This window comes from Chthoniobacter sp., assembly GCF_040003245.1.
Classification (GTDB): domain Bacteria; phylum Verrucomicrobiota; class Verrucomicrobiia; order Chthoniobacterales; family Chthoniobacteraceae; genus Chthoniobacter.
The window spans coordinates 1-22,136 of sequence record NZ_JBDUCX010000055.1 but is presented as its reverse complement, the minus strand read 5'-3'; the positions used below and the strand labels follow the sequence as shown (position 1 = coordinate 22,136).

Below are 22,136 nucleotides of genomic sequence, written 5' to 3'. Positions count from 1 at the left end.
ATTCTGTAGAGTCCCCTGCCCCATGTCCTCCGCAGCTACGTCTGTCCCCGACTCTCCTTCCGCCGGTGAAACGGCCGCCGGCGTTTTGGCATGGGTGCGCCGCGACCCGGTGGGGGCGTTGCTGCTCGCGCTGATTGCCGGCGTCCTGATCTATTTCTTCGGCTTTTACCGGGTATTCATGAATGGCGGGCAATCGACGGCAGAGTGGGCGTGGAGTGGCTGGAATGACGAAAACGACCAGGTCCACTGCCGCTTCCTGGTCCCAATCATCGCCGTGATTCTGTGGCTGCGACGCGGAGACCTGATGTCCGTGGTGAAAGCGCCCAGTGCGCGCGGACTGGCCTTCGTGTTCGGGGGAATCGTCCTTTTTGTCCTGGCGGTCCGCTGCCTGCAGCCCCGGATCGCGATCGTCGCCGTACCCCTCATCGTCTATGGGGCGGCGGAATTCCTGGGCGGCCGGCAATTCGCCCGCATCTTCATTTTCCCGTGCCTGCTAATGCTTTTCATGGTGCCGATCGGCGGCGTCATCCAGGGGACGGTCTCCCTGCAATTGCTGGCCTCGAAAGCCGTGGGCGTGCTCTGCGGGCTGCTGGGCATTCATGTGCAGATCATCGGCACGACGATCCATGTGGATGGTCATTCGTTCGAGGTCGCGGGCGGTTGCAGCGGGATTCGCTCGCTCATGGCCATGAGCATGCTGGCGGCGCTCTACGTCTATTTCACGCAGAAGGAAGCGTGGAAGCGGTGGGTGATCTTCGGCTGCTCCATTCTCTTTGCGCTGGTCGGCAATATCGCCCGGCTCTTTTCCGTGGTGCTCGTCGCCAAGTGGTGGAACCCGGAAATCGCCGGCGGCCCGTACCACGACCTCTCCGGGTTGATTGTTTTTTTTCCCTCGGCCGTGCTGGTGATGGTCGCCTTTGGCAACCTGCTGAATCGCGACTGGAGCGGCGCCGGCGCCCGGATCGCGAAGACGATCACTGCGCCGGAGGCGGAGCCGGGTCCCAAGACGGAAGCGGACGGCGAAGAGAGCGAACGCAAACCCGCCAGCCCCATTTCGTATGACTACTAGGCGGCTGGCCATTCTCCTCGCGGTGCTCCTGGCTGGCCTGGGCAGCATCTTTTTGCTGCCGCATCAGCTCGGATTTCAACCGGTCGGCATCGAACTGAAACTGCCAGACCACCTGAACGGGGGCTGGTACGGGAAAGACCTCCAAGTTTCCGAGAAAGAACGCAGCGTGCTCGGTGAAGACAAAGGCACGGAGTTTGCCCGGAAGGCATATCGCAACGGCGCCGGCTACGAGATCATCGCGTCCATCGTACTCTCGGGAGAGGACATGAGCAAAAGCATTCACCGGCCGGAACGATGCATGCCCGCGCAGGGCTACACGATCATCGACAAGAGCACCGTGCCCGTGGCCATGCCGGACCGGGGCATGATCCGCGTCACGCGGCTACAGAACGTCGGCAAGATGCCGCTGGCCGACGGAAATACGGCGGCGTTCTACAACCTGACTTACTATTGGTTTGTCGGCCACACCGATACCACCGGCTCCCACATCGTGCGCACCTGGCTGGACATGAAGGACCGGCTCGTGCACGGCTACAACCAGCGCTGGGCCTACGTCACCGTGTCCGCCCAAATGCCACCGGGCTCGGAGCAAGACCCGAAAGTGCAGCGCATCATCGACGACTGGATGAAGGACTTCATCCGGCAGCTCGTGCCGAAGATCCAGAAGGAGTCGGTGCAGATCGCGGCGGTGAACTAGAAGCGGCGAGTCATTCGCGCTCCTCCCGCGCGGAATCATTCCCAATCATTGCCATTCAATGGCATTAGCTCTCTTGGCGAAGCATGCACCCAGCGCCCGTGCCGGGAAAAATTTCCAACCTTGAGCCGCCTTGACTGGCCTTGACCAGGCTTGACCGGCCTAATTTTACTCTGGACCGGCCCGAGGCCAATCAAGGCCGTCGGATAGCCAGTCCAGCGGCAGATGCGGACGCCTTGTTGCATCTCAATTGCATCAAGCACTTCCCGATTTGTGTGTCAAAGAACCCCTCCCCTCGCCGCCGAAAAGCCCCCGCAGCCCCGCGCACATCTCTCCCATGACTTGTTCATTTGAGCACTGTTTACATTGAAAAGCAAGCGGAAAATAAAACGGAGACCGCCTTGCCGGGCAGCCAAAGCAAAAGGGCGCTCCCTTGCAGGAGCGCCCTTGAGCAAATGACTGTGCGGTGGTCGCTTAGAGCTTGGCGGCGATGACCTGCTCGAGCTTCACGATGTCCGCGGCGAATTTGCGAATGCCTTCGGCGGTCTTCTCCGTGGCCATGGCGTCTTCGTTGAGCAGGAAGCGGAAGGTCTTCTCGTCGAGGTGCAACTGCTTGAGCGGGAGCGCCTGGGCGGCAGCGGCGTCGAGCTTCTTGGGCAGCGGGTCGTGGCTGGCGGCGAGCTCGCCGAGCAGCGCGGGGCTGATGGTGAGCAAATCGCAGCCGGCGAGTTCCGTGATCTCGCCCTTGTTGCGGAAGCTCGCGCCCATGACCTCGGTCTTGTAGCCGAACTTCTTGTAGTAATTGAAAATCTCCGTCACGGACACGACGCCGGGGTCTTCGGTCGGCGCGTAGTCCTTCTTCGTCGAAGCCTTGAACCAGTCGAGGATGCGGCCGACGAAGGGCGAGATGAGCTGCACCTTCGCCTCGGCGCAAGCGATCGCCTGGGCGAGCGAGAAGAGGAGGGTGAGATTGCAGTGGATGCCTTCCTTGGCCAGCGCCTCGGCGGCCTTGATGCCTTCCCACGTGGAAGCGATCTTGATCAACACGCGGTCGCGGGAGATGCCGGCCTTCTCATAGAGAGCGATGAGCTGGCGGCCCTTGGCGATGCTGCCTTCGGTGTCGAAGGAAAGGCGCGCATCCGTCTCGGTGGAGACGCGACCGGGGACGATCTTGAGGATTTCGAGGCCGAAAGCGACGAGCAGATGGTCGATGATGTCCTCGATCTGCGCGGGGCCAGTGAGGCCGCTGCCTTTGCGGTCGGCGACGACCTTGTCGAGAATGTGGGCGTAAGCGGGCTTGGTCGCGGCCTGGAGAATGAGGCTCGGATTCGTCGTGGCGTCCTGCGGCTTGTAGTCGCGCATGGACTCGAAGTCGCCCGTATCGGCGACGACCTTGGTCAGTTTCTTCAGCGCGTCGAGTTGGCTCAGTTTCGTGCCGGTGGGTACTTCTGCGGTAGCGGTGCTCATGATTTCGTCTTTTTGAATGGTTTAGCCGACTAATCTAACGGGAGCCGGGGTTCTGGGCAAAAGGTAATTTTTGGCGATGTCCCGGCGGAACGAGCCACAAGACCCGGCATCCGTTATCTCCCGTTTTACGCTTGGCAGATTCGCTCTGGGCGGGCAAAAATCCAGACATGGTTTAAGCGGCTGCCCACTCGACCCAACCAAAATAGACGCCATGGGACTTTCCGTCTTTCTCAGCCATTCGCATCTCGATCATCAGCTCGCGCAGGCGCTGTGTACGTTCCTGAGCTTTGGGGCAGGCATCGAGATGAGAAAGATCCGTTGCACGTCGCACGCCGCCACGGGGCTGGCGAGTGGAGACCAGGTGGCAAAGCAACTCCGCAAGGACATCGCCCACACCGAATTTTTTCTGCCCCTCATCACGGCAAACAGCGCCGGAAGCGAGTTTATGGCTTTTGAGATCGGCGCCGCCTGGGCCCTGAAGAAGCGGATCGTCACCCTGGTCTACATGCCCGCGAAAGGAGGGGTGAAGCTGCCTTCTTTACTGGCCGAATTCCACTACCGGGATATTTCCAAGCAGGACCAACTGGTCGCCCTCGCCCAGGATATCGCCACGGAGATGTGGGTGCGGCGCGATCAACCCAACGCCGTGGAGATGCTGACGGCCACGACCTCTTTCCTTTCCCAAGTCACCCTCGGTGCAAGCCCCAGTTTGCCCTCGAAGGGGAGTAGTAAGGCCAAGAGCAGGAATCAAAAGCGCTGAGGGCTGGCCACTCGCGTTCCTGGCCCGAGGACGATGCGACAACAGCGCGTGATGCGCGGCAGGAATTCAGTCGCTACTGGGGTGAAGAAGCCGGGCGGCGAGTGAGCAAGTCGAACTCCGCGCCGGGGTTCAGGAAGAAGTAGCGGCGTCCATCCGGCCCGGGCGTGTAACCGTGATCGGTGACGACCACCCGGCTCGCGCCGATGACCCGCGCGCGGTTGCCCTGGACGATGAGGGCGGTGCCTTCGTCGATGCCGAAGCCGAGCAGTTCCGGGTGCGCGGCGATCACTGGCTGCATGTCTTCCTCGCGATGCCGCGCGATCACGTGCTGATCGATGGCGCAGTCGCGCAGCAGGGCAAAGCCTTCTTCGTGCCCTTGGGCCATCATGATCGTATTGCCCTCGGGCGCGCCGCGGACCAGGTAGCTGCCCTGGATGGTGGCGCCGGCCGAGCTGCCGCCGATGACGCCGCCCCGCGCGAGGACGCCGCGCAGTTCGGTGAGCGTGCGGGTGCCGAGATACGCGTCCGCCAGCCGCCACTGGCGTCCACCATCGAGCCACACGGCGCTGGCCTTGGTGAGGGGCTCGACAAAGGCGGCTGTGTCCGCGACGGCGCGGTCGCGGGTGTGGACGACCGTGACGTGCTTTGCTCCCGCCCGGGTGAGAAAGAAACCGGCGACGTAGCTCTCGCCCCAGTCTTCGCCCGGCTCCGCGGTCGGGATGACGACAAAATTCGCGTCCACTCCCCCGGCCAGCCGGATGAATTCATCGAGCGTTTCGCGCCCGAGCCTTCCGCCGCCGTGGATCAGCAGGGCGCCGTGGGGCGGTCCGATCTGCGGTTCAGCAAAGGCCATCGTGGCGGCCAGAAAAAAGGGCAGGATGAAACGCATTGGGAGGGCTTTTCTTGGGGAAGCGGATTTCCGCTGAGGATATTACCGGCCTACCACTCGCGCCACTCTTCGGTGAGGTCGTCGGAGCCGACCTTCACGCCGGCGTACTCGGCGGCCTGGTTGATGATCTCGCAGATCATCTCCTGTTGGTCGGTCTCGATGAGGCCGCCGTGGCATTTTTCGTTGATGGCGTTGAGCTTCATCACGGTTTTTTGCACCGTCGCGAGGATGCTCTCCGGATCGGCCGGCCGGCTGACGGTGGCCACGTAGGCCGCGATGACGGCCGTGCAGGCATCGATATCCTCGTTGGTGTAGCCGCACTCCTCGACCTCTTCCATGTAGCCCTCCATGACGTGGACGAGCTGGCTTTTGAGTTCGGTGAGTTCCGCGGTTTGTTCAGGAGTCATGTTTCGTTAAGTGCGTGGGGTAGATGAATGCCCGGCTCAGGTATAGAAAAACCGGCCGCCGCCAAAGGACCAGTTTTCCCAACGGGTTTCACTGTAGAGTTGTGGCGTTGCTGCGCTGATGTTGAGAGTGACGAGAGGCATGATGGCACTGAATGTCCGCAAGACTGATGCCGCGCAGGGAAGGGGCAGCATCGGGCCGGTTTATTACCCTAAATGCGAATACGGGCGATGTCCTCACCAGTATCTTCTTTTCTTTCGGGTCGCCGAGGAGCGGAACCGAGTCAGGACGGATCGAGGTTGCGGGAAAGCAGCCGCGCCATCGGTTTGGCGGCGAACAAGAAGAGGAGGCCGGCGGTGAGCCGCACACCGGCGGCCACGAGCCCGGGGGCGAACGGCGCGCGGACATAGTAGTAGGTATCGTGGGGGTAGTCGGTGCTGCCCATGGCCAGCTGTGAACCCTCGTAGTAACGCCGGTGAACCCCGGGCGGCAGACCCGCCATCAAGTCCCGATGGAGGAAAAAGAGGTTGCCGAGGCCGAAGAGCGCTTCGCAGAGGAACCAGAAGCCGAGGAGGCGCAGGAGGATGGTGGAGAGGATTTGGGGGCTCATCTGTTGGTCGCATCGCTCATTTGGCGGGGGCGGGTACCGCGAAGGTCACGATGCGCACGGTAAGGATGATGCGCGCCTTGTCTCGCGGGCCATCGCCGACAGCAATGATCAGTTCCTTGCCGTTCTGAACGGTGCCGCTAAAGAAGGTCTCGTGGGTGGCGAAACTGAGAGAGACGAGCGGCTGGGTGGCATTTTGAGGCAAGGGACGGCGCAGGACACTTTTGCCGGAAAGCGCGATCTGGCCGTCGTTCTGGATGACTGGCAGAAAGTCCACGGCGACCAAATTGACACGCTTTTCACCGTCGGGTGTCTCGGGGACCTCGATATCGGGAACAGATTCCACTTTGACGTGCTGCCCGGAATTCGTCACGACGTTCTGTGCCGCGTAAAGGAGGTCTGGCTTCCCGCCTTTGGCCAGTTCGCGAATCTCCGCATAGCGCGCGCCGTCGAATCCTTCGTAACGAATCGCAATCTGGACTTGCGGCGGCTCGGCAAAAGCCGTTGCGGCAAGGAGGAATGAGAAGGTGGCGAGCACGAGGGATTTCATGGAGTCAGACGCGAGAAACACGTGACGATCCCGATTCCGTAGCGGTTGGCTGCGGTTGATCCGACGCTTTGACATGGGGAATCAACCTCCTTTGCGGGGCCTATCGAGCGGCGGTCTTCTTGGGGGCTGGCGGGGCGGGAAACGCTTTCGCGGCAGGGAACTTTTTGCCGAGCACCGGCGGCTCAGCGTGGGCGGCCTGAAGCTCGTTCCGGTAGTAGACGCGGACGATGTAGCCGAAGTATGTGCGCTTTTCCGGACGGGCATCAGGCCGCTCGGGCGCGGGCTGGTTGAACTCGACTTCCAGGACTTCGGTGTCGCTCGCGCGCCAATCGGCCGGCGGGGTCTTCCAGCGGGAATTCATGTCGGCGGTGGTGGGCTGCAGTTTCCCGTTTACCAGATCGTAAAAGGCCACCTGGATCATGAGATTCGTGATATCGATCGGCTTTGCGCCGCGGTGTTGGATAGGCACTTCCAGCGCGAAATGGCGCTGGGCTTTTGCATCCTTGATCTTTTCGATCGCGACCGGTCCGAGATCGACCATGGTGGGCGCGGCGGACGGCGAAGATGTGACGGCCGAGAGTGCGAGTACTGCGACAATCAGGATTTTCATTGGGTGCGTGGGGTTTGGAACTTTCCGAATTCCGAGACGTCGTTGAAAGAACCTACCAGAAAGCCGACAGAATACCCACTCGTTTTTTTAAGGCCGAGGAGCGGGGTTTTCTTTCAGGCTGCGGCCAAAGCTGAAACCCGGGAATACAGTCTAAAAGGTAGAAAAGGAAACGCGAATGGATGTCGGGTATTGAAAAAGCTCCCCAGTGGAAACCGTTTCGTTACTGTCGGCGCCCATGCTTCGTCTCACCAGTCTGCTCGGGATCGTGGCATTCGTCGTTCTCGCGTGGCTGTTGTCGAACAATCGGCGGCTTTTTCCGTGGCGCACGGTGCTGTGGGGGCTGGCGCTGCAATTTTTCTTCGCGCTCTTCATTCTCAAGACGCCGGTCGGGCAGGAGATGTTCGCCGGGGCGCAGACGGCGTGCGATCAATTGAATCTCTACGCGAACAAGGGAGCGGCGATGGTCTTCGGGCCGCTGGCCGATGGCGCGGTGCTGACCAAGGCGTTCGGGCCGGGCAACGGTTACATCCTGGCGATCGGGGTGCCGGCGACGATCATCTTCATCTCATCGCTGTCCTCGCTGCTCTACCACTGGGGCGTGTTGCAGCGGGTGGTGGCGGGCATGGCGTGGGTGATGCAAAAAGCGATGCGCACCAGCGGCAGCGAGAGCCTCGCCGGGGCGGCCAATATCTTCCTCGGGCAGACGGAAGCTGCGTTGCTCATCAAGCCGTACCTCGCGAAGATGACGCAGAGCGAGGTGATGGCGCTGATGACGACCGGGATGTCGACGATCGCGACGGGCGTGATGGCGGTCTACGCCAGCATGCCGGGAGTGAGCGCGGGGCACATCGTGACGGCCTCGGTGCTCGGGGCGCCGGCGGGCTTGCTGGTGGCGAAGGTGATGTTTCCCGAGACGGAGAAAAGCGAGACGGGAGCACTGCATCACTTCGGGGTGAAGCGCACGGCGGTGAATAGCATCGACGCGCTGTGCACGGGGGCGAGCGAAGGCGTGATGCTCTCGATCGTGATCATCGGCATGCTCATCGCCTTCGTGGCGATGGTCGCGCTGCTCAATGGTCTGCTCACCTGGCCGCAACACGCCGCAGGCGTGCTGGAGCCGGTGACGCTCCAGCGTTTGCTCGGCTGGATCAATGCGCCCGTGGCCTGGCTGATGGGGGTGCCGGCGAAGGATTGCAGCGTGATCGGGCAGATGCTCGGCGAGCGGATCGTGCTCAACGAATTCGTGAGTTATCTCGATCTCTCGGGCTTCGTGCAGGGGCATCCCGGGCAGCTCGCGGAGCGCTCGATGACGCTGGCCAGTTATGCGCTGTGCGGCTTCGCGAATTTCGGGAGCATCGCGATCCAGATCGGCGGAATCGGCGCGCTGGCCCCGGATCGCCGGCACGACCTCGCGCGGCTGGGCTTGCGCTCGATGGTGGCGGGGCTCATCGCCTGTTATCTTTTCGCGTCGGTGGTCGGCGTGCTCATTGATTGATGAAGGACAATTTGCTGCACCAATTGGTCTTTTTGCTCGAGCCGATCGGCCTCGTCTGGCTGGGTCTGTTGATGCTGACCGGGTGGCTGCTCTTCCGCCGCCAATGGAAGCCGGCGCTCTTGGCGGGATTGATTGTGCTCTTCGTGACCATCATCGGCAGCACGGGGGTGTCGGGCAGTTTGTTGCGTTCGCTGGAGCAGCCGTACGCCGGGGTGAAGATCGACACGCTGCCGCCGGCCGAGGCGATCGTGCTGCTGGGCGGCGGCGCGGCGCCTTCGCGCTATGAGGCGGAAGGGGTGCACCTCACGGCCGCGGGTGATCGCCTCGCGATGGCCCACGCGCTCTATCGGCGGGGCAAGGCGCCGACGCTGCTGCTCGGCGGCAATGCCAACAAGCTCGACGGTGTGGTGAAGTTTGAAGGGGTGATCGTGCGCGATTTACTGGCGACGTGGGGCACACCACCGGACGCGATCATCCCGCTCGGCGCCAACGAAGACACGCACGACGAAGCGCTCAAGGTGCGGGCCATCGCCACCGAGCGCGGGTGGCATCGCGTGCTGCTGGTGACGTCGGCAAATCACATGCGGCGCGCGGCGGCGGTCTTTCGCGCTCAAGGGCTGGAGGTCATTCCCGCGCCGTGCAATTTCCTCACGACCGTGGCGACTGCGCCGCCACCGCCGGGGGTCTCCGTCCCGCGCTACGATGGTTTCATGAAGGTGGCGATCTGGCTGCACGAGAAGGTCGGCTGGTGGACGTATCGGCACCGGGGCTGGATCGCGGCGGACGGGGCCTAGTCGATTTACAGAACTTTTACACGATGGAGAGGGAGCGTTGACGCAAAGCTTCGGCGGGTGCGGCATGCTGTGCGCCATGAAGTACCTCCCTGTCACCATCCTGATCGGCGCGCTGGCCCTCGCCCTGCACGCCCAGACACCCGAACCGAAACCCGCCGGCGATCCTTTCGTGAAAAATGCCGGTGACGCTGCGAACGCGCCGAAGGCCGAGAATAGCTGGGCCCAGTGCGTCATCACCTTCGAAGCCTATGCGCTCGACCGGGACGAAGCTGCAGCGCTGCTCGCGGCGGAACGCGGCAGCGCGGGCCGCTATCGGCGCGTGCAGGAGATGGCGAAAAACGGCAAAGCGCGCCTGCAGATCCTCGAAGCGCTGACGACCAAAAGCGGCCAGCGCGCGGTCATCGAGTCCGTCGATGAGGTCCGCTATCCCACGGAATTTCCCACGCCGGAAACCGCCCGGGGCCCAGCCCTGCCGACAGCTTGGGAGGCCCGAAATGTCGGAGACACCTTTGAAATCGAGCCAGTGATCCTGCCGGACGGGCAAGCCACCGACATCAATTTTGTGCCGCAGCACGTCAACCTGGCCGGGTTTCGTGATGTCCCGGAAACGGGAAACTGGCTGGCGACTTCACAGCCCACATTCAACACGCAAAAGTTTCTTACCTCCATCACCGTCGACAACAACGCCCCGCACTTTGCGGGGACGATGACGCCGCAAAGCCCCAAAGGCATCGCCGAGGGTGGCGCGCCCTCGGAAATGTGGCTGAGCTTTGTGCATGTGAGTGTGCAGGGACCGCCGCCCGCGAAGGCCCGGCCGCAAGGCAAAGCACCCGCGAAGCCCGCGGACAACGGAGGACCCCTCGTGCAGTTGCAATACAATTGCTATTCGCTGGATCGCGGCCTGGCTCAGGAACTCCTCACCGGCTCGACCGCGATGACCACGCCGTGGGAAAAGATCCAGGCGCTGCTCGGCGAGAAAAAGGCCCGCCTCGAACACGTCTCAACGCTCGAAACCAAGCCGGGCCAGCGGGCCGTAGTCGAGGAAATCCAGGAAGTCCGCTACATGTCGGAGTACGCGCCGGAGCATCGGCTCGGTATCCGCGAGAACACCACCCGGACGGTGACCAATCAAGCTGGTGGGAAAAAGGCCGATGCCAAACCCGACGCGGCCTCCACCACGACCGAGACCATCGTTACGACCCGGACCGACCCGAATTCGGAATTGATCCCAGGGCAAGCCGCCGCCTTTGAAAACCGCAATGTGGGCGTCACCGTGGAAGTAGAACCGGTCCTCGATCCTGAAGGAACGATGGTGGACCTGAACAATGTGGTCCAAAGCGTGAAACTCGTCGGCAACCTGAAAGTCGCCGGAGTGGCCGCCCAATATCCCGCGCAGCCGCTTTTCCAATCCGCGAAGGTGACCACCAGTCTGAGCGTACCGCTCGATTTGCCGGTGCTGGTCAGCACGCTGAATCCACCGGGAGCCGACGGGGTGAACGATCGCGTGGACGAGGGCCGCACCTTTCTGCTCTTCGTCCGCGCCACGCTGAGTGAACCCTGACCGCGACTTGTGCGCCGCCCACTTCGCGCTCATGCTCTGCCTGTGACGTCCTCCCCGAGCCCCCGCGCCATCCTGCTGCTCTTGCTGGGCCTGGCCGCGGTTGTCCTGGCTGGCGGCCTGCGACTGGCCCGCACGGAGGAAAGCGTGCGGGTGGATCGCGACCGGGAGGCGTTGCGGCGCTTTTCCGGCGAGCTGCAGAGCGAACTGCAACGCCTCGAAGCGCTCTACGAAAACCATCTGGCGCGGGTCGCCCGGATTCCCCGGCCCAATGATGCTTTCGAGGCGCGCCGCGCTGCGGAGCGGATCGTCGGGGTGCGCCAATTTTCGCTGCTGCATCTCGATCTCAAGGATGGGGCGGATCTCCACGTGCTTGTCTCCGCCCCGGCGGGAGAGCGGACGGCGGTACCGGTGTTTGAGGCGGCGCGCAATCGTACGGCGGCCGTACCGGTGCTGGTCTCGCCGGAGCGGCTGTTCAACCGCGACGGGGAGTGGAGCGGCTGGATCGAAGAGCCCGGCAAGCCGTTGATGTTCTGGCAGCGGATTGATTCCAAGGAGGTCGTGGTGCTGCTCATCGATGAACGCGCGGTGGAGATGGCCGTCAGCCAATGGCTGAAGCAGTGGGGCGAGTCGCGGTTTTCGCCGGTCCGCGTGAACGGTGGGCCGGATCAATTACGCGCACGCAACGGCGAGTTCTTGCTCGTCGAGGGCTCGGCACAAACCGAGCGTCCCGATCTGCTGCTGCCCCTGCGCAGCCGCTTGGGGACATGGGACCTGGCTTCGTGGGACCGGCGCGAGACGCACGTGCACTACGATAACGCGACGTTGGCCACGAGCGGCGTGCTGGCCGTGTTCGTCGCTTCGCTAGCGGTGTTGATTTTCGGTCAGCAGCGGCGGGCGGCGGCGCTGGCGGCGCAACGGGTGTCTTTCGTGAACCGCGTTTCGCACGAGCTGCGCACGCCGCTGACGAACATTTTGCTGAACCTCGATCTCGCGACGGAAGCGCTGGAGGATGCACCGCGCGATGCCACGCGGCGGCTCGATCTCGTGCAGGAGGAAGCGCGACGGCTGGGGCGATTGATCGATAATGTACTGACGTTTTCGCGTCACGAGCAGGGGAAGCTGCGCGCGGAGGCGCGGGCGTGTGTGCCGACGAGTGTGATCGCGGCAGTTGTCGAGCAATTCGCGCCGTCGTTCGCGCGGCGGGCGTTGGAAGTGCATTGCACGGGCGATCTCTCGGCGCCCTGTCTGCTCGATGCGGATGCGTTGGCACAGGTCCTCGCGAACTTGCTTTCGAACGTGGAGAAATATGTGCCCGGTGGCGTGGTGGAGATTGCCGGGACGTTGGATGAGGGTGCGCTGACGGTGACGGTCTCAGATCAAGGGCCCGGCATCCCAGCGGAAGCAACCGAGCGGATCTTTCGTCCGTTTGAACGTCTCGACAGCCGCGTCAATGAAGGTGCGAGCGGCACGGGATTGGGCCTGGCGATTGCGCGCGACCTCGCGACGTCAATGGGTGGGACGCTGCGCCTGCGGCCCTCGACGCGCGGCGCTTGTTTTGAATTGCGCGTGCCCGCTCTGCCGGCGGCGCCGCTGAAATCCATCTCCGCCGCGTGAAGATCCTCCTGGCCGACGACGACCCCATCACGCTCGATGCGTTGCGCGCGTGCCTGGAACCGGAGGGATTTACCGCGCTGACGGCACGGGATGGCGGCGAAGCGCTCGCGCTGTGGGAGAAACATCGGCCCGATCTGCTCTGCCTAGATATCATGATGCCGCAGGTGGACGGCTACGAAGTCTGTCGCCGGGTACGCGCGGCAGATGCGCAGGTGCCGGTACTGTTTCTTTCCGCGAAGAGCGAGGAGATCGATGTGGTGGTCGGGTTGCAACTCGGGGCGGATGATTTCATTCGCAAGCCTTTCGGGAAGCATGAGTTGCTGGCGCGTATCCGTGCGGCGTTGCGCCGGGTGCATGCGCGCACGAATGGAGCACGGAGTTTTGTGATGCACGATCTGGTGGTCTATCCGCGGGAGCTGCGAGCGGAACGGACGGGTGTGACGATAGATCTTTCACCGCGGGAGGCGGCGATCCTCGAGCTGTTACACGAAAAGACGGGGCAGGTGGTGGATCGAGATACGCTGCTCAATCGTTGCTGGGGGATCGATTATTTTCCGGAGTCGCGGACGCTGGATCAGCACATCGCGAAATTGCGCAAGCGGATCGAAATCGATGCGGCGATTCCGACGATCATCGAGACGATACGGGGCGTGGGGTATCGGTTTCGGGCGGGGTAGCTAGCTACGCTTCGCGATCAGCGTGAGGCGGGGCCACCACCAGACCGTTTTGCCGTCTTCTTCCGCGAGGCGGAAGGCGGCGCGGGCGGCAGCGGGGGCATGGGCAATGAGGTCGCGGACAATGCGGCGGTTTTCGGGCGAAGTCGCGGCGGTGTCGAAATACCACTCGAGGTCGGGCTGTTTCAAGGTGCGCAGCTCGGCGCTTTGCACGCGCAGGCCGTGGGTTTCGCACAGACGCGTCCAGGCGCGCGGGGTGAGCAGGCGGTGGTGGCTGGGGTCGCGATGTTTCTCGATCTGGTGCAACCACTGCTCGGCTTCTTCCTCATCGTCGGGCACGCTGCCATCGATGAGCAGGAACCAGCCGCCGGGGCGCAAGACGCGGGCAGTCTCGCGGATGAAGGATTCGGGTGAGCTGAAATGGTGCGGGGCGATGCGCGAGGTCACGAGATCGAAGCTGGCGGCGGCGTAGGGAAATTCCTCCGCGGCGTGCTGGCGCATCTCCACGGTGAGGCCGCGCTCCTGGGCGGCTTCGCGCACGCGATCGAGCATCGGCGCGGCGAGATCGGTGCAGGTGACTTCATGGCCAAGACTGGCGAAATGCAGGCCGGTGTGTCCCGCGCCGGTGGCGACGTCGAGCACTCGCGCCGGTTGCGGAAGCGTGATTTTTTCGAGCGCAGCGGTGACATCGGAAACATCCGCGAGGATGTGCGAGCGCCCGTAGTTACGGCTCTGGCGGGCGAACTGTTCCTGGGCGGCTTGCTGGACGGCATCGAGTTTCATGCGCAGAGAATCCGCTGACGGCGCGTCGCTCGCAAGTCGCGCTTACGATTCCGGGCGCAGCTTGAAATTGCGCGCGAGGAAAACATTGCCGTAACGCTCGTAACCGAATTTTTCGTAGAGCCCATGGGCATCCCGCGTGGCGAGAACCTGCCGGACATCGACGATTTCCGGATGATTGACGATCGACTCCACCAGCGCCCGACCCAGGCCGGTGCCGCGATGCGCGTCGTCCAGCACCACGTCGCAGATCCAGGCAAAGGTCACGCCATCGGTGACGGCGCGGGCAAAGCCCACCTGCGTGCCCCGCAGATAAGCTCCCACGCAGAGGGCGCGGGCGATGGATTTTTCCATCACGGCTCGCGGGCGCTCCCACGCCCAATAAGTGGCGTGAAGCAGCCGCTCAATGACATCGAGATCCAGCCGCGCGGGATCGTCGGAAATTTCGTACTCGCCGTGCGTGCGGGTGAAAGGAGACACGGCCGACGCTGCGATTACACGCGCTCGCGCAACGGCTCGAATCCCATGTCGAAGATGTTGACCGCATTCTCCATCATCGTCGGGATGCTCATGAGGAACGTCTCCCAATCCTGCTCATTGGTATATTGCGTGTCCCACATGATGAAAGCGGCGTCGGGCACGGCATTCGATTGCTCGATGAGGACGCGGATTTCTTTTTCCCAGTCCGCAATCTGCACGTAACCGAGCGTGGCCGGGCGGCCGACGAGCGGGCTGTAGGAAAAGTGGCCGAGCCAGCTATCGCGCTCCTCGGCGCTGGGAAACTTGGCGTGTACATGGGTGGAAAGCGCCGTGACCGTCGTCGGCGGGAAATCCATGAGCGCGTAGAAACGGTTCAGGGTCTGCTGGATGATCGTCCAGTCGCCGGCGGTGCGGGCGTTGCGCACGCCGAGCTTCACGCGGTCCGCCGTGCGGCTCAGCGTACCGTTCTCACCAAAGAATTGCGCGGACAATTCGTAGCCGTAGAGCTCGTCCCACTTCTTGAGCCGAATCTGATCGGGGCGCAGGCTGAGACCCTTGGCGGGATCGCAAACCTTGGCCCCGAAATCTTCCAAGTCCGCCTGCTTGATGCCAAGCGGCGCGGGAAAGGCAACGTCCACGTGGACGCCAAAAATATCTATGGGTACGACTTCCATGAGGCGGGGAAAATAATCGTGGTCGTCGGATTTTGCCATGTAGATTTTTGGTCGCGGTCAGATGCCCATGTTCGAGAGCGTGACGGCGAGCCGATCGACGATCTGCACCAGCCGCGGATGCGAAACCTCGAAGTCGCGCACCGAGGCGGCCAGGCCCTCGACTGCCTGGGCGGCTTCCTCGGGCTGTTCCTCGCGCCGCACGGCGGCCTGCACCGCGGCATCGGCGCTGCCGGCGATCTGGCCGACCGATTCGCCATGCGTCTGGGCCATGGGCGCCACCTCCACTTTCAAACGCGCCACCAAGTCCAGCAGCTCCTGCCGGGTGGCCTCGGGGATGTTGGCGGAGTTGCGAAGCGTGGCTTCGATTTGGGCGATGCGTTCGGGGATTTGGTCCATCTCGCCACACCTATACCTGCAAGTGACCCGCACGCCAACTACCGCGATCATCACGGAGACTCTTTTTTCTCCAAAGTTGCCCCCGTCAATCGTATCGTGCAGGAATGCAACTCCGCAGGTTCCTCCTCGTCGGTGCCGTCATGCTCGCCGGTGCGGCTTCCTGGGCCGCCGATCAACGCGGCGCTGAGCAAAGCAAAAAGGTCGTCTCCACGCACATCGTCGCTCCCGGGAACGCGAGCACGGATGGTGAGGCTATCGGCAATGTGCAGGTCATCTACGAGGACGGGACGAAGGATTTGTGGACGACCAAGGGCAACTGCTCGCTGCCCAAAGCCGCGCCCGACAGCACCGTGGGGTGGACAGTCCACGGGAACCCCGTGCACATCAACTCCGGCGATCCGATTCGCCCCAATCCGGAGCTCGTCGTCTGCCGGCAGGGAAAGGTGCTCGCGCGCATCCAGGCGTCGCTCCCGTTCATTGAGGATTGGCACTTTCTGGCAGAGGGCAAGCAAGTCGCGCTCCGCTGCCGCGGCGGACACGGGCCAGCGAACATCGAGTTGCACGACACCGCGACGGGGAAGCTCGTCACGACGTTGAAGGCCTACGACGAGAAGCTGCCGGCCTGGGCGAAGCCCCTGCGGGACGAGTAGACGCGCGCGGCTTAGATATGGATGGCGTGGCCGAGGGCCACTTCGGCGGCTTCACGGACGATCTCGCCGAGCGTAGGGTGGGCGTGGATGGTCGCCTCGATCTCATCCAGCGTCGCCTCGAGCGTGATGGCCAGGCCGAGCTCAGCGATAACTTCAGTCGCTTCCGCGCCAATGATGTGCGCGCCGAGGATTTCCCCGTGCGGCTCGCCAACGATCAGCTTCAAGAAGCCTTCGGGCTCGCCGATCGCGCGGGCTTTGCCGAGGGCCATGTAGGGGAATTTGCCGATCTTGTACTTCAGCCCCTTTTCCTTCGCCGCGCGCTCGGTCAGGCCCACGCTCGCGACCTGCGGCTGGCAGTAGGTGCACCCGGGGAAGGTGGTGACTTTCTTCGGCTTGAACTTCGGATTGAACATCCCTTCCACCGCCTGGACGGCCTCGTAGCTGGCGACGTGCGCGAGCCAGGGTGGCCCGATGATGTCGCCGGCGGCGTAGACGCCGGGGACAGTCGTCTGGTAGCGGTCGTCGGTCTTGAGGTAGCCTTTCACGAGCTCGAACTTGAGCGAACCAGCGGGTAGCACGGGCGCGACGCCGATGGCCACGAGCACGGCGTCAGCTTCGAGCACCTTTTCCACGTTCTTCGCGTCCGCGACGGTGATCTTCACGCCCTTGTCGCTCACTTCCGTCTTGGTCGTCTTGTGGTTCGTGAGGAGCGTGATGCCTTGCTTGACGAAGGATTTTTCCAAGGCCTGCGAGACCTCGGTGTCCTCGACGGGCAGAATGTTCGGCAGCATCTCGACGATCGTGACTTTCGTCCCGAACGCGTTGAAGAAATAGGCGAACTCCACGCCGATGGCGCCGGCGCCGATGATGATCATGGATTTCGGTTGCTCGGGCAGCGCAAGCGCTTCCTTGGAACCGATGACGGTGTTGCCCTTGAAATCGAGACCCGGCAGCGGGCGCGACACACAGCCGGTGGCGATGAGGACGTTCTTCGCGGTGTGCGTCTCGGTCTTGCCGTCGGCCAGCTTCACTTTCACTTCGCCGGCCTTGTCCATGGAGGCTTCGCCGCGGATGGAATCGATCTTGTTTTTCTTGAAGAGGAAATCGACGCCGGCGGTGCCTTTTTCGGACACGGTGCGCGAGCGCTTGAAGATGGCGCCCCAATCGTAGCTCAGGCCTTCGATCTTGAAGCCGAACTCCGTGGCGCGGTGCTTCATAGTGTGAAACAGCTCGGCGTTGCGCAGGAGCGCCTTGGTCGGGATGCAGCCGTAATTGTTGCAAGTGCCGCCGGTGCGCTCCTTGTCCACGCAGGCGACTTTCTTGCCGAGTTGCGCTGCTTTGATAGCGGCGACGTAGCCGGCCGGGCCGGCGCCGATGACGATGAGATCGTAGTTGGCCATAAAAATCTGGTATGAAAAGGTAGCACAGCGGTCGAGCCCAAGGCCGCCGCGAAAGCCTGCGAACATGCGGGCGCGACAGTAGCGGCGTCAAAAGGAAAGTGCGAAGAGTCGGGAGCGGCCCGTGCCATATGCTGACCCTCGTGGGCGAGAAGCGCCGTCTTGTCGGCTTCCAAAGGAGGGATTCTTCACTTAAAGAATGGTCGGACATTCGATTCCCCACTCCACCAGGAGGACCCTGCGCCGCAGCTCACCTCGTCGATCTCACCCCGACCCACTGCTCCCTCCCATGAAAAGCTCCTCCCTCTCCTGTTTGCCAGCCTCTTTTGCAGCCCATCTTTTGCCCATGCGCGCTTCATCCAGGCGATGGCATATGACCAACTCATGGCCAAATCAGATTTGGTCGCCATCGTGGTGCCGTATAGAACAAAGATCACGCAGGACGTCTTTCCGGGACACACCGCCGAGGACTCGTCGGAACTCTACGATGCGTTCAATACTGATCTCGAGATTTTGCAGGTGTTCAAGACCGATGAGCCGGCCAAAAAGGACGTCACCGTTCTTCACTTTCTTTATACCCTTCGGCCCCCGAAAACGCCCCGCAGGATTAATAACGGCTGCACATTCGTGAAATTCCTGGGCGAAGGCGCTCCGAAAAGTTTCGAAGCGATGGTTTTGAATCCCATTTATGGTGGGCAAAATACCGCGTGGCTGGCGTTCCTGAAACGCCGGCCGGATGGCCGCTACGAAGCCGTCACGGGTGATATCGATCCCTCTACATCCTTTCGTGCGCTGAAATGGGAGACATACGATTTTAGCGATCCGCCCGCGACTGCCGAAGCGGTTCTTCCGCAGCCCGTAAAGCCGGCCAGCAGCACAACGGGACCGGTCGCTTTTCGCAAATTGGCCTTCTATACCTTCGGCATTCTCGGTGGACTCCTCTTTGTCGCTGCTCCTTGGATTGTGCGTGGCTGCGCGGAGCCGCGCTGGCTTCGCAGTGCTCTTTGGCTGGCGGGTGCGGCGACGATCGTCTGGAGTGTGCTCGGGCTTATGCTGCTCTTTCGGGTCCCCGTTCTTACGCAACAGACATCCGCCGTGCTCCAGCACGCCAAGTTGATCGTCTCGGGAATTGCGATGGGCATTCTGGTGTTGATGTTCGCGTCCGGTGAGATGTTCAAGGCGCGGCGGGACCGGAAGACGAATTCCGGAACGACGGATTACGGTGCCGCGCTCCGGGCCCATCGAGTTTTTCGATCGCGGCGGATTACCTGTTCCACGAGCGGCCAAAACCCGTGTTTTAAAAAATCTCGCACCTTAAATCCGCCCCCTTTCTCTTTGCTCGAAGCCGGGATTGCGCATCCTCCCGGGGAGGCTGGAAATCTTGCCTTTACGGGTGGGATTCATGTCTTTTTTAATTTCACTGGGATCGAGTGGGATCGGTGGGATTATCTCTGTAAAGCGGGCGGGATCGGAGGTGGGAGGAGGAGTGAAAGCGCAAGAGAAGCCCGCCGGAGCGGCGACGGCCACTCTTCTCGATGGCTCACCAGCTTCGCCTCCGTGGCGGACGGTATTTTTGCCGGGCGAAACGCGGCGGCGCAAACGGGTTGAGCGGGATCTGTCTTCATCGCCCTATGGAAGCATAACTCGCGGTAAAAAGTGCATCGCCCCATTGGTTCCATTGGCTCCATTGCGGAAAATTTCCGTGCGCTGACCCGTTTCGCCCCGCTTTGCGGGGCGCGGCGATCCCGCAACGGCGGGACCGCGACTACAGCCCCCCCGGTGATGAAACTCAGACGAAAGAGAGGCTCGGGACCGCTGGATGACCGATTCTGGCGCTTTGTCCGGGCCGATTTACCTAAAATTGCGCTTCCAAGGCCCACGAAGCGATGATTTTGCGACTCAATCCTATTGAGAGTTGCACAATTCGCGACGGACGATTACATCATTCAGCCGCTCTTGCCGCCGCCTTTTATGGAAACTGCCGTTAAAGCCAAAGATCACGCCCTCGCGCCCATCAATTCCAAGCTCTCCAAAGAGGAGAAACTGGATCTGTTGCGCGGGATGTTGCGTATCCGCCGGTTCGAGCAGGAGGCGCTGCGGGAATACAACAGCGCCAAGATGGGCGGCTTTCTCCATCTGTATATCGGGCAGGAATCGGTGGCGGTGGGCGCCTGCTCCCTGATGGGCGACAACGATCACGTCATCACCGCGTATCGCTGCCACGGGCACGCGCTGGCGGTGGGCATGACGATGAACGAATGCATGGCGGAACTTTACGGCAAGGCGACCGGTTGCTCGAAGGGCAAGGGCGGCTCGATGCATTTCTTCGCGCCGGACAAGAATTTCTGGGGTGGCCACGGCATTGTGGCCGGCCAGACGCCGCTCGGCCTCGGCCTCGCCTACGGGCTCAAATACAAAGGCCTCAAGGGTGCGGCGATGTGCTTCCTCGGGGACGGTGCGGTCAACCAGGGCTGCTTCTACGAGTCGCTGAACATGGCCTCGCTTTTCGAGCTTCCGGTTATCTACGTCATCGAGAACAACAAATACTCGATGGGGACGAGCCTGGAGCGTTCCTCTGTCGTCAAAGATTGCCTCGCCCAACGCGGCGAGGCTTTTCTTGTCGACTGGGCGCAGGCGGGTGGCGAGGACATCTACGAGGTGCGCGCGGCGGTGCAGACGGCGATCGAGCGGGCGCACACCAAATCGAAGCCGACGATTCTCGAGCTCGATACCTATCGTTATTACGGCCATTCCGTCGCCGATGCGAACCACAAGGGCGGCTACCGCTCAAGCGACGAAATCGAGGCCTACAAGAAGGATCACGATCCCATCCAGCTCTTCAAGCGGCGGTTGATCGCGGAAGGCATCCTGACCGAGGAGGAATTCGAGAAGATGAGCGAGGACACGAAGCGGGAGGCGAAGGCCAGCGTGCAATTTGCCGAGGAGAGCCCGCTGCCCGAGGACAGCGCGATTTTTGAGGACGTTTATTTTGAAGTCGACCGGCAGACGGAAGCGGGTCGCACGGGCAAACACTTTTTTCACGATTAATCCATGGCACTGATCGAATATCGCGACGCACTCAACCAAGCCTTCGCCGAGGAAATCGAGCGCGACCCGAATGTCGTGCTGATCGGCGAGGAAGTGGCCCAGTACGACGGCGCTTACAAGGTGACGAAGGGCCTGTGGAAGAAATTTGGCGACAAGCGCGTAGTCGACACGCCGATTTCCGAGGCGGCCTTCATCGGCATGGGTGTCGGCGCGAGCATGCTCGGCCTGCGTCCCGTGATGGAGCTCATGTTCTGGAGCTTCTCTACGGTGGCCTACGACCAGATCGTGAACAACGCCGCGCAGATCCGCTACATGAGCGGCGGGCTCATCAATTGCCCGATCGTCATCCGCGGCCCCGCGAATGGCGGCACGAATGTCGGTGCCACGCACTCGCACACCCCGGAAAGCTGGCTCGCCAATATTCCCGGGCTCAAGGTCGTGAGCGCGGCGACGGCGTATGATGCCAAGGGCCTGATGAAGACGGCCATCCGCGACAACGATCCCGTGATGTTCATGGAGAACACGCTGCTCTACGGCGAAAAGGGCGAAGTGCCGGAGGAAGAATATCTCATCCCGCTCGGCAAGGCCGACATCAAGAAAGAGGGCAAGGACATCACACTCATCGCCCACGGCCGTGCTGCGCTGACCGCGCTGAAGGCGGCGGAATTGCTGGCGGCGGAGCATGACATCGATGCCGAAGTGATCGACCTGCGGAGCATTCGCCCGCTCGATGAAGACGCGATCCTCGCCAGCGTGCGCAAGACGCATCGCGCGGTGCTGGTCGATGAGAACAAGCCCTTCTGCGGCGTGAGCGCGCAGATCGCGGCGATGTTGCAGGAGAAAGCTTTCGACGATCTCGACGCGCCGGTGCTGCGCGTCACCGCGCTCGATGCCCCCGCAATCTACTCGCCGAAGGTCGAGCCGAAGCAGCTCCCGCGTCCGCAGGACGTGATTGCGAAAGTGCTGAGCATCTGCTGAGCGATTTGATTTACCGCCGAGGCGCGGAGGCGCAGAGGGAGGGAAAGGCGAGACTACAATGAGACGACAGCGCCTCCAATTGTCCCATAGTCTCCCTGTCTGTTGGTCTCTTCAGCCCCTCCGCGCCTCCGCGCCTCGGCGGTAAATCCCATCCCGCCATTTCCGAGAGCCTCTTTTCGGTCCACGCTTGGGCATATCGTATTCGCGAACGGTCTGCTAAACTTCGTTCATGTTTCGCCCTATCTTCTTTCTTTGCATCCTGACCGCCGCGGTTCATGCGGAGACATTTCCGATCGTAGAGACGGAAACGGGTTTCCTGGTGGGGGCGGCGGGCGGTGGCAAATGGCTCCCGGTCGAGAAGGCCAAAGGGACGGTGAAGGGCGGGGAGCAGTATCGCATTTACAGCCTCACGGAGAAGCTGGGCGTGGCGAAGGGCAGCAAGCCGAAGTCGGCGGATGAACCCTGTCCGGATCAGCAGATCGTGACTCTCACCCCGAAGCCACCGGAAGGCGCCATCGCCGTGGCCGCTCCCTGGAATGCCATG

At 62.3% G+C, this 22,136-nt stretch carries 24 protein-coding genes; 13 read left to right on the top strand and 11 right to left on the bottom strand.

Annotation, left to right across the window (positions count from 1 at the left end):
• The first annotated feature begins 22 nt into the window (after positions 1–22).
• Positions 23–1,069: an exosortase gene (gene xrt / locus ABJF10_RS09800; protein ID WP_348544378.1), complete on the top strand. Its 1,047-nt coding sequence runs from the start codon at positions 23–25 to the stop codon at positions 1,067–1,069.
• Positions 1,059–1,766 carry an exosortase-associated EpsI family protein gene (locus ABJF10_RS09795; protein WP_348544377.1) on the top strand — a complete coding sequence of 236 codons (708 nt, stop codon included), beginning with the start codon at positions 1,059–1,061 and terminating at the stop codon, positions 1,764–1,766. The genes xrt and ABJF10_RS09795 overlap by 11 nt, the downstream gene beginning before the upstream one ends.
• A gap of 471 nt (positions 1,767–2,237) precedes the next feature.
• Here ABJF10_RS09795 and tal read toward each other — a convergent pair whose 3' ends face one another.
• Positions 2,238–3,230 (bottom strand): transaldolase, encoded by a 993-nt coding sequence (gene tal, locus ABJF10_RS09790; protein ID WP_348544376.1) that lies wholly within the window; start codon positions 3,228–3,230, stop codon positions 2,238–2,240.
• Between the two features lie 211 nt (positions 3,231–3,441).
• Between tal and ABJF10_RS09785 the strand changes: the two genes are divergently transcribed.
• On the top strand, positions 3,442–3,990 hold the full coding sequence (locus ABJF10_RS09785) for a toll/interleukin-1 receptor domain-containing protein (protein ID WP_348544375.1): 549 nt from the start codon (positions 3,442–3,444) through the stop codon (positions 3,988–3,990).
• A gap of 73 nt (positions 3,991–4,063) precedes the next feature.
• Here the strand turns inward: ABJF10_RS09785 and ABJF10_RS09780 are convergent, their stop codons facing one another.
• The 5 genes from ABJF10_RS09780 to ABJF10_RS09760 all read right to left on the bottom strand — a co-directional run bounded on the left by ABJF10_RS09780 (position 4,064) and on the right by ABJF10_RS09760 (position 7,051).
• Entirely contained in the window at positions 4,064–4,879 is an 816-nt protein-coding gene (locus ABJF10_RS09780; RefSeq protein ID WP_348544374.1) for a cyanophycinase, read from the bottom strand.
• 50 nt (positions 4,880–4,929) lie between these two features.
• Complete coding sequence (locus ABJF10_RS09775; RefSeq protein WP_348544373.1) at positions 4,930–5,286, bottom strand: hypothetical protein; 357 nt, start codon at positions 5,284–5,286, stop codon at positions 4,930–4,932.
• Between the two features lie 281 nt (positions 5,287–5,567).
• Positions 5,568–5,894: a hypothetical protein gene (locus ABJF10_RS09770; RefSeq protein WP_348544372.1), complete on the bottom strand. Its 327-nt coding sequence runs from the start codon at positions 5,892–5,894 to the stop codon at positions 5,568–5,570.
• A gap of 16 nt (positions 5,895–5,910) precedes the next feature.
• Positions 5,911–6,441 carry a hypothetical protein gene (locus tag ABJF10_RS09765; RefSeq protein ID WP_348544371.1) on the bottom strand — a complete coding sequence of 177 codons (531 nt, stop codon included), beginning with the start codon at positions 6,439–6,441 and terminating at the stop codon, positions 5,911–5,913.
• Between the two features lie 100 nt (positions 6,442–6,541).
• Positions 6,542–7,051 carry a hypothetical protein gene (locus ABJF10_RS09760; RefSeq protein WP_348544370.1) on the bottom strand — a complete coding sequence of 170 codons (510 nt, stop codon included), beginning with the start codon at positions 7,049–7,051 and terminating at the stop codon, positions 6,542–6,544.
• A 235-nt stretch (positions 7,052–7,286) separates the two neighbouring features.
• Here ABJF10_RS09760 and ABJF10_RS09755 point away from each other — a divergent pair, with 235 nt between their 5' ends.
• The 5 genes from ABJF10_RS09755 (at position 7,287) to ABJF10_RS09735 (ending at position 13,192) form a co-directional block, all read left to right on the top strand.
• Positions 7,287–8,546 carry a nucleoside transporter C-terminal domain-containing protein gene (locus ABJF10_RS09755; RefSeq protein WP_348544369.1) on the top strand — a complete coding sequence of 420 codons (1,260 nt, stop codon included), beginning with the start codon at positions 7,287–7,289 and terminating at the stop codon, positions 8,544–8,546.
• Entirely contained in the window at positions 8,546–9,340 is a 795-nt protein-coding gene (locus tag ABJF10_RS09750; protein ID WP_348544368.1) for a YdcF family protein, read from the top strand. The genes ABJF10_RS09755 and ABJF10_RS09750 overlap by 1 nt, the downstream gene beginning before the upstream one ends.
• 76 nt (positions 9,341–9,416) lie before the next feature.
• Positions 9,417–10,901, top strand: a complete 1,485-nt coding sequence (locus tag ABJF10_RS09745; protein ID WP_348544367.1) for a hypothetical protein — start codon at positions 9,417–9,419, stop codon at positions 10,899–10,901.
• A 42-nt stretch (positions 10,902–10,943) separates the two neighbouring features.
• Positions 10,944–12,515 (top strand): HAMP domain-containing sensor histidine kinase, encoded by a 1,572-nt coding sequence (locus tag ABJF10_RS09740; protein ID WP_348544366.1) that lies wholly within the window; start codon positions 10,944–10,946, stop codon positions 12,513–12,515.
• The gene (locus ABJF10_RS09735; protein WP_348544365.1) at positions 12,512–13,192 is read left to right on the top strand and encodes a response regulator transcription factor; all 681 of its coding nucleotides are present in this window, start codon (positions 12,512–12,514) and stop codon (positions 13,190–13,192) included. Before ABJF10_RS09740 ends, ABJF10_RS09735 begins: the two co-directional genes overlap by 4 nt.
• Here the strand turns inward: ABJF10_RS09735 and ABJF10_RS09730 are convergent, their stop codons facing one another.
• The 4 genes from ABJF10_RS09730 to ABJF10_RS09715 are packed head-to-tail and all read right to left on the bottom strand — an operon-like array spanning position 13,193 to position 15,519.
• On the bottom strand, positions 13,193–13,972 hold the full coding sequence (locus ABJF10_RS09730) for a class I SAM-dependent methyltransferase (RefSeq protein WP_348544364.1): 780 nt from the start codon (positions 13,970–13,972) through the stop codon (positions 13,193–13,195).
• A 42-nt stretch (positions 13,973–14,014) separates the two neighbouring features.
• Positions 14,015–14,449, bottom strand: coding sequence for a GNAT family N-acetyltransferase (locus tag ABJF10_RS09725; RefSeq protein WP_348544363.1), 435 nt, complete (start codon positions 14,447–14,449; stop codon positions 14,015–14,017).
• Between the two features lie 14 nt (positions 14,450–14,463).
• The gene (locus ABJF10_RS09720; RefSeq protein ID WP_348544362.1) at positions 14,464–15,162 is read right to left on the bottom strand and encodes a hypothetical protein; all 699 of its coding nucleotides are present in this window, start codon (positions 15,160–15,162) and stop codon (positions 14,464–14,466) included.
• A gap of 18 nt (positions 15,163–15,180) precedes the next feature.
• Positions 15,181–15,519: a DUF4404 family protein gene (locus ABJF10_RS09715; RefSeq protein WP_348544361.1), complete on the bottom strand. Its 339-nt coding sequence runs from the start codon at positions 15,517–15,519 to the stop codon at positions 15,181–15,183.
• A 104-nt stretch (positions 15,520–15,623) separates the two neighbouring features.
• Here ABJF10_RS09715 and ABJF10_RS09710 point away from each other — a divergent pair, with 104 nt between their 5' ends.
• On the top strand, positions 15,624–16,169 hold the full coding sequence (locus ABJF10_RS09710) for a hypothetical protein (RefSeq protein ID WP_348544360.1): 546 nt from the start codon (positions 15,624–15,626) through the stop codon (positions 16,167–16,169).
• An 11-nt stretch (positions 16,170–16,180) separates the two neighbouring features.
• On the opposite strand, the gene lpdA is transcribed toward ABJF10_RS09710, so the two are convergent.
• Complete coding sequence (gene lpdA, locus ABJF10_RS09705; protein ID WP_348544359.1) at positions 16,181–17,569, bottom strand: dihydrolipoyl dehydrogenase; 1,389 nt, start codon at positions 17,567–17,569, stop codon at positions 16,181–16,183.
• A gap of 381 nt (positions 17,570–17,950) precedes the next feature.
• Between lpdA and ABJF10_RS09700 the strand changes: the two genes are divergently transcribed.
• The 4 genes from ABJF10_RS09700 to ABJF10_RS09685 all read left to right on the top strand — a co-directional run.
• The gene (locus ABJF10_RS09700) at positions 17,951–19,174 is read left to right on the top strand and encodes a hypothetical protein (protein ID WP_348544358.1); all 1,224 of its coding nucleotides are present in this window, start codon (positions 17,951–17,953) and stop codon (positions 19,172–19,174) included.
• A 363-nt stretch (positions 19,175–19,537) separates the two neighbouring features.
• Positions 19,538–20,614, top strand: a complete 1,077-nt coding sequence (gene pdhA, locus ABJF10_RS09695) for a pyruvate dehydrogenase (acetyl-transferring) E1 component subunit alpha (protein WP_348544357.1) — start codon at positions 19,538–19,540, stop codon at positions 20,612–20,614.
• 3 nt (positions 20,615–20,617) lie between these two features.
• A complete protein-coding gene (locus ABJF10_RS09690) occupies positions 20,618–21,592 on the top strand; it encodes an alpha-ketoacid dehydrogenase subunit beta (RefSeq protein WP_348544356.1) in 975 nt (324 codons plus the stop codon).
• A 229-nt stretch (positions 21,593–21,821) separates the two neighbouring features.
• Positions 21,822–22,136: hypothetical protein (locus ABJF10_RS09685; protein WP_348544355.1), on the top strand; the 315-nt coding region annotated here is incomplete at its 3' end.

Bases quoted from the DNA above. Each gene is read 5' to 3' on its own strand.
- tal (WP_348544376.1), bottom strand. From the start codon at position 3,230: ATGAGCACCGCTACCGCAGAAGTACCCACCGGCACGAAACTGAGCCAA.
- ABJF10_RS09745 (WP_348544367.1), top strand. From the start codon at position 9,417: ATGAAGTACCTCCCTGTCACCATCCTGATCGGCGCGCTGGCCCTCGCC.
- ABJF10_RS09715 (WP_348544361.1), bottom strand. From the start codon at position 15,519: ATGGACCAAATCCCCGAACGCATCGCCCAAATCGAAGCCACGCTTCGC.
- ABJF10_RS09795 (WP_348544377.1), top strand. From the start codon at position 1,059: ATGACTACTAGGCGGCTGGCCATTCTCCTCGCGGTGCTCCTGGCTGGC.
- ABJF10_RS09770 (WP_348544372.1), bottom strand. From the start codon at position 5,894: ATGAGCCCCCAAATCCTCTCCACCATCCTCCTGCGCCTCCTCGGCTTC.
- ABJF10_RS09750 (WP_348544368.1), top strand. From the start codon at position 8,546: ATGAAGGACAATTTGCTGCACCAATTGGTCTTTTTGCTCGAGCCGATC.
- xrt (WP_348544378.1), top strand. From the start codon at position 23: ATGTCCTCCGCAGCTACGTCTGTCCCCGACTCTCCTTCCGCCGGTGAA.
- ABJF10_RS09700 (WP_348544358.1), top strand. From the start codon at position 17,951: ATGGCCAAATCAGATTTGGTCGCCATCGTGGTGCCGTATAGAACAAAG.
- ABJF10_RS09780 (WP_348544374.1), bottom strand. From the start codon at position 4,879: ATGCGTTTCATCCTGCCCTTTTTTCTGGCCGCCACGATGGCCTTTGCT.
- lpdA (WP_348544359.1), bottom strand. From the start codon at position 17,569: ATGGCCAACTACGATCTCATCGTCATCGGCGCCGGCCCGGCCGGCTAC.
- ABJF10_RS09765 (WP_348544371.1), bottom strand. From the start codon at position 6,441: ATGAAATCCCTCGTGCTCGCCACCTTCTCATTCCTCCTTGCCGCAACG.
- ABJF10_RS09710 (WP_348544360.1), top strand. From the start codon at position 15,624: ATGCAACTCCGCAGGTTCCTCCTCGTCGGTGCCGTCATGCTCGCCGGT.
- ABJF10_RS09785 (WP_348544375.1), top strand. From the start codon at position 3,442: ATGGGACTTTCCGTCTTTCTCAGCCATTCGCATCTCGATCATCAGCTC.
- ABJF10_RS09760 (WP_348544370.1), bottom strand. From the start codon at position 7,051: ATGAAAATCCTGATTGTCGCAGTACTCGCACTCTCGGCCGTCACATCT.
- ABJF10_RS09720 (WP_348544362.1), bottom strand. From the start codon at position 15,162: ATGGCAAAATCCGACGACCACGATTATTTTCCCCGCCTCATGGAAGTC.
- pdhA (WP_348544357.1), top strand. From the start codon at position 19,538: ATGGAAACTGCCGTTAAAGCCAAAGATCACGCCCTCGCGCCCATCAAT.
- ABJF10_RS09730 (WP_348544364.1), bottom strand. From the start codon at position 13,972: ATGAAACTCGATGCCGTCCAGCAAGCCGCCCAGGAACAGTTCGCCCGC.
- ABJF10_RS09775 (WP_348544373.1), bottom strand. From the start codon at position 5,286: ATGACTCCTGAACAAACCGCGGAACTCACCGAACTCAAAAGCCAGCTC.
- ABJF10_RS09755 (WP_348544369.1), top strand. From the start codon at position 7,287: ATGCTTCGTCTCACCAGTCTGCTCGGGATCGTGGCATTCGTCGTTCTC.
- ABJF10_RS09690 (WP_348544356.1), top strand. From the start codon at position 20,618: ATGGCACTGATCGAATATCGCGACGCACTCAACCAAGCCTTCGCCGAG.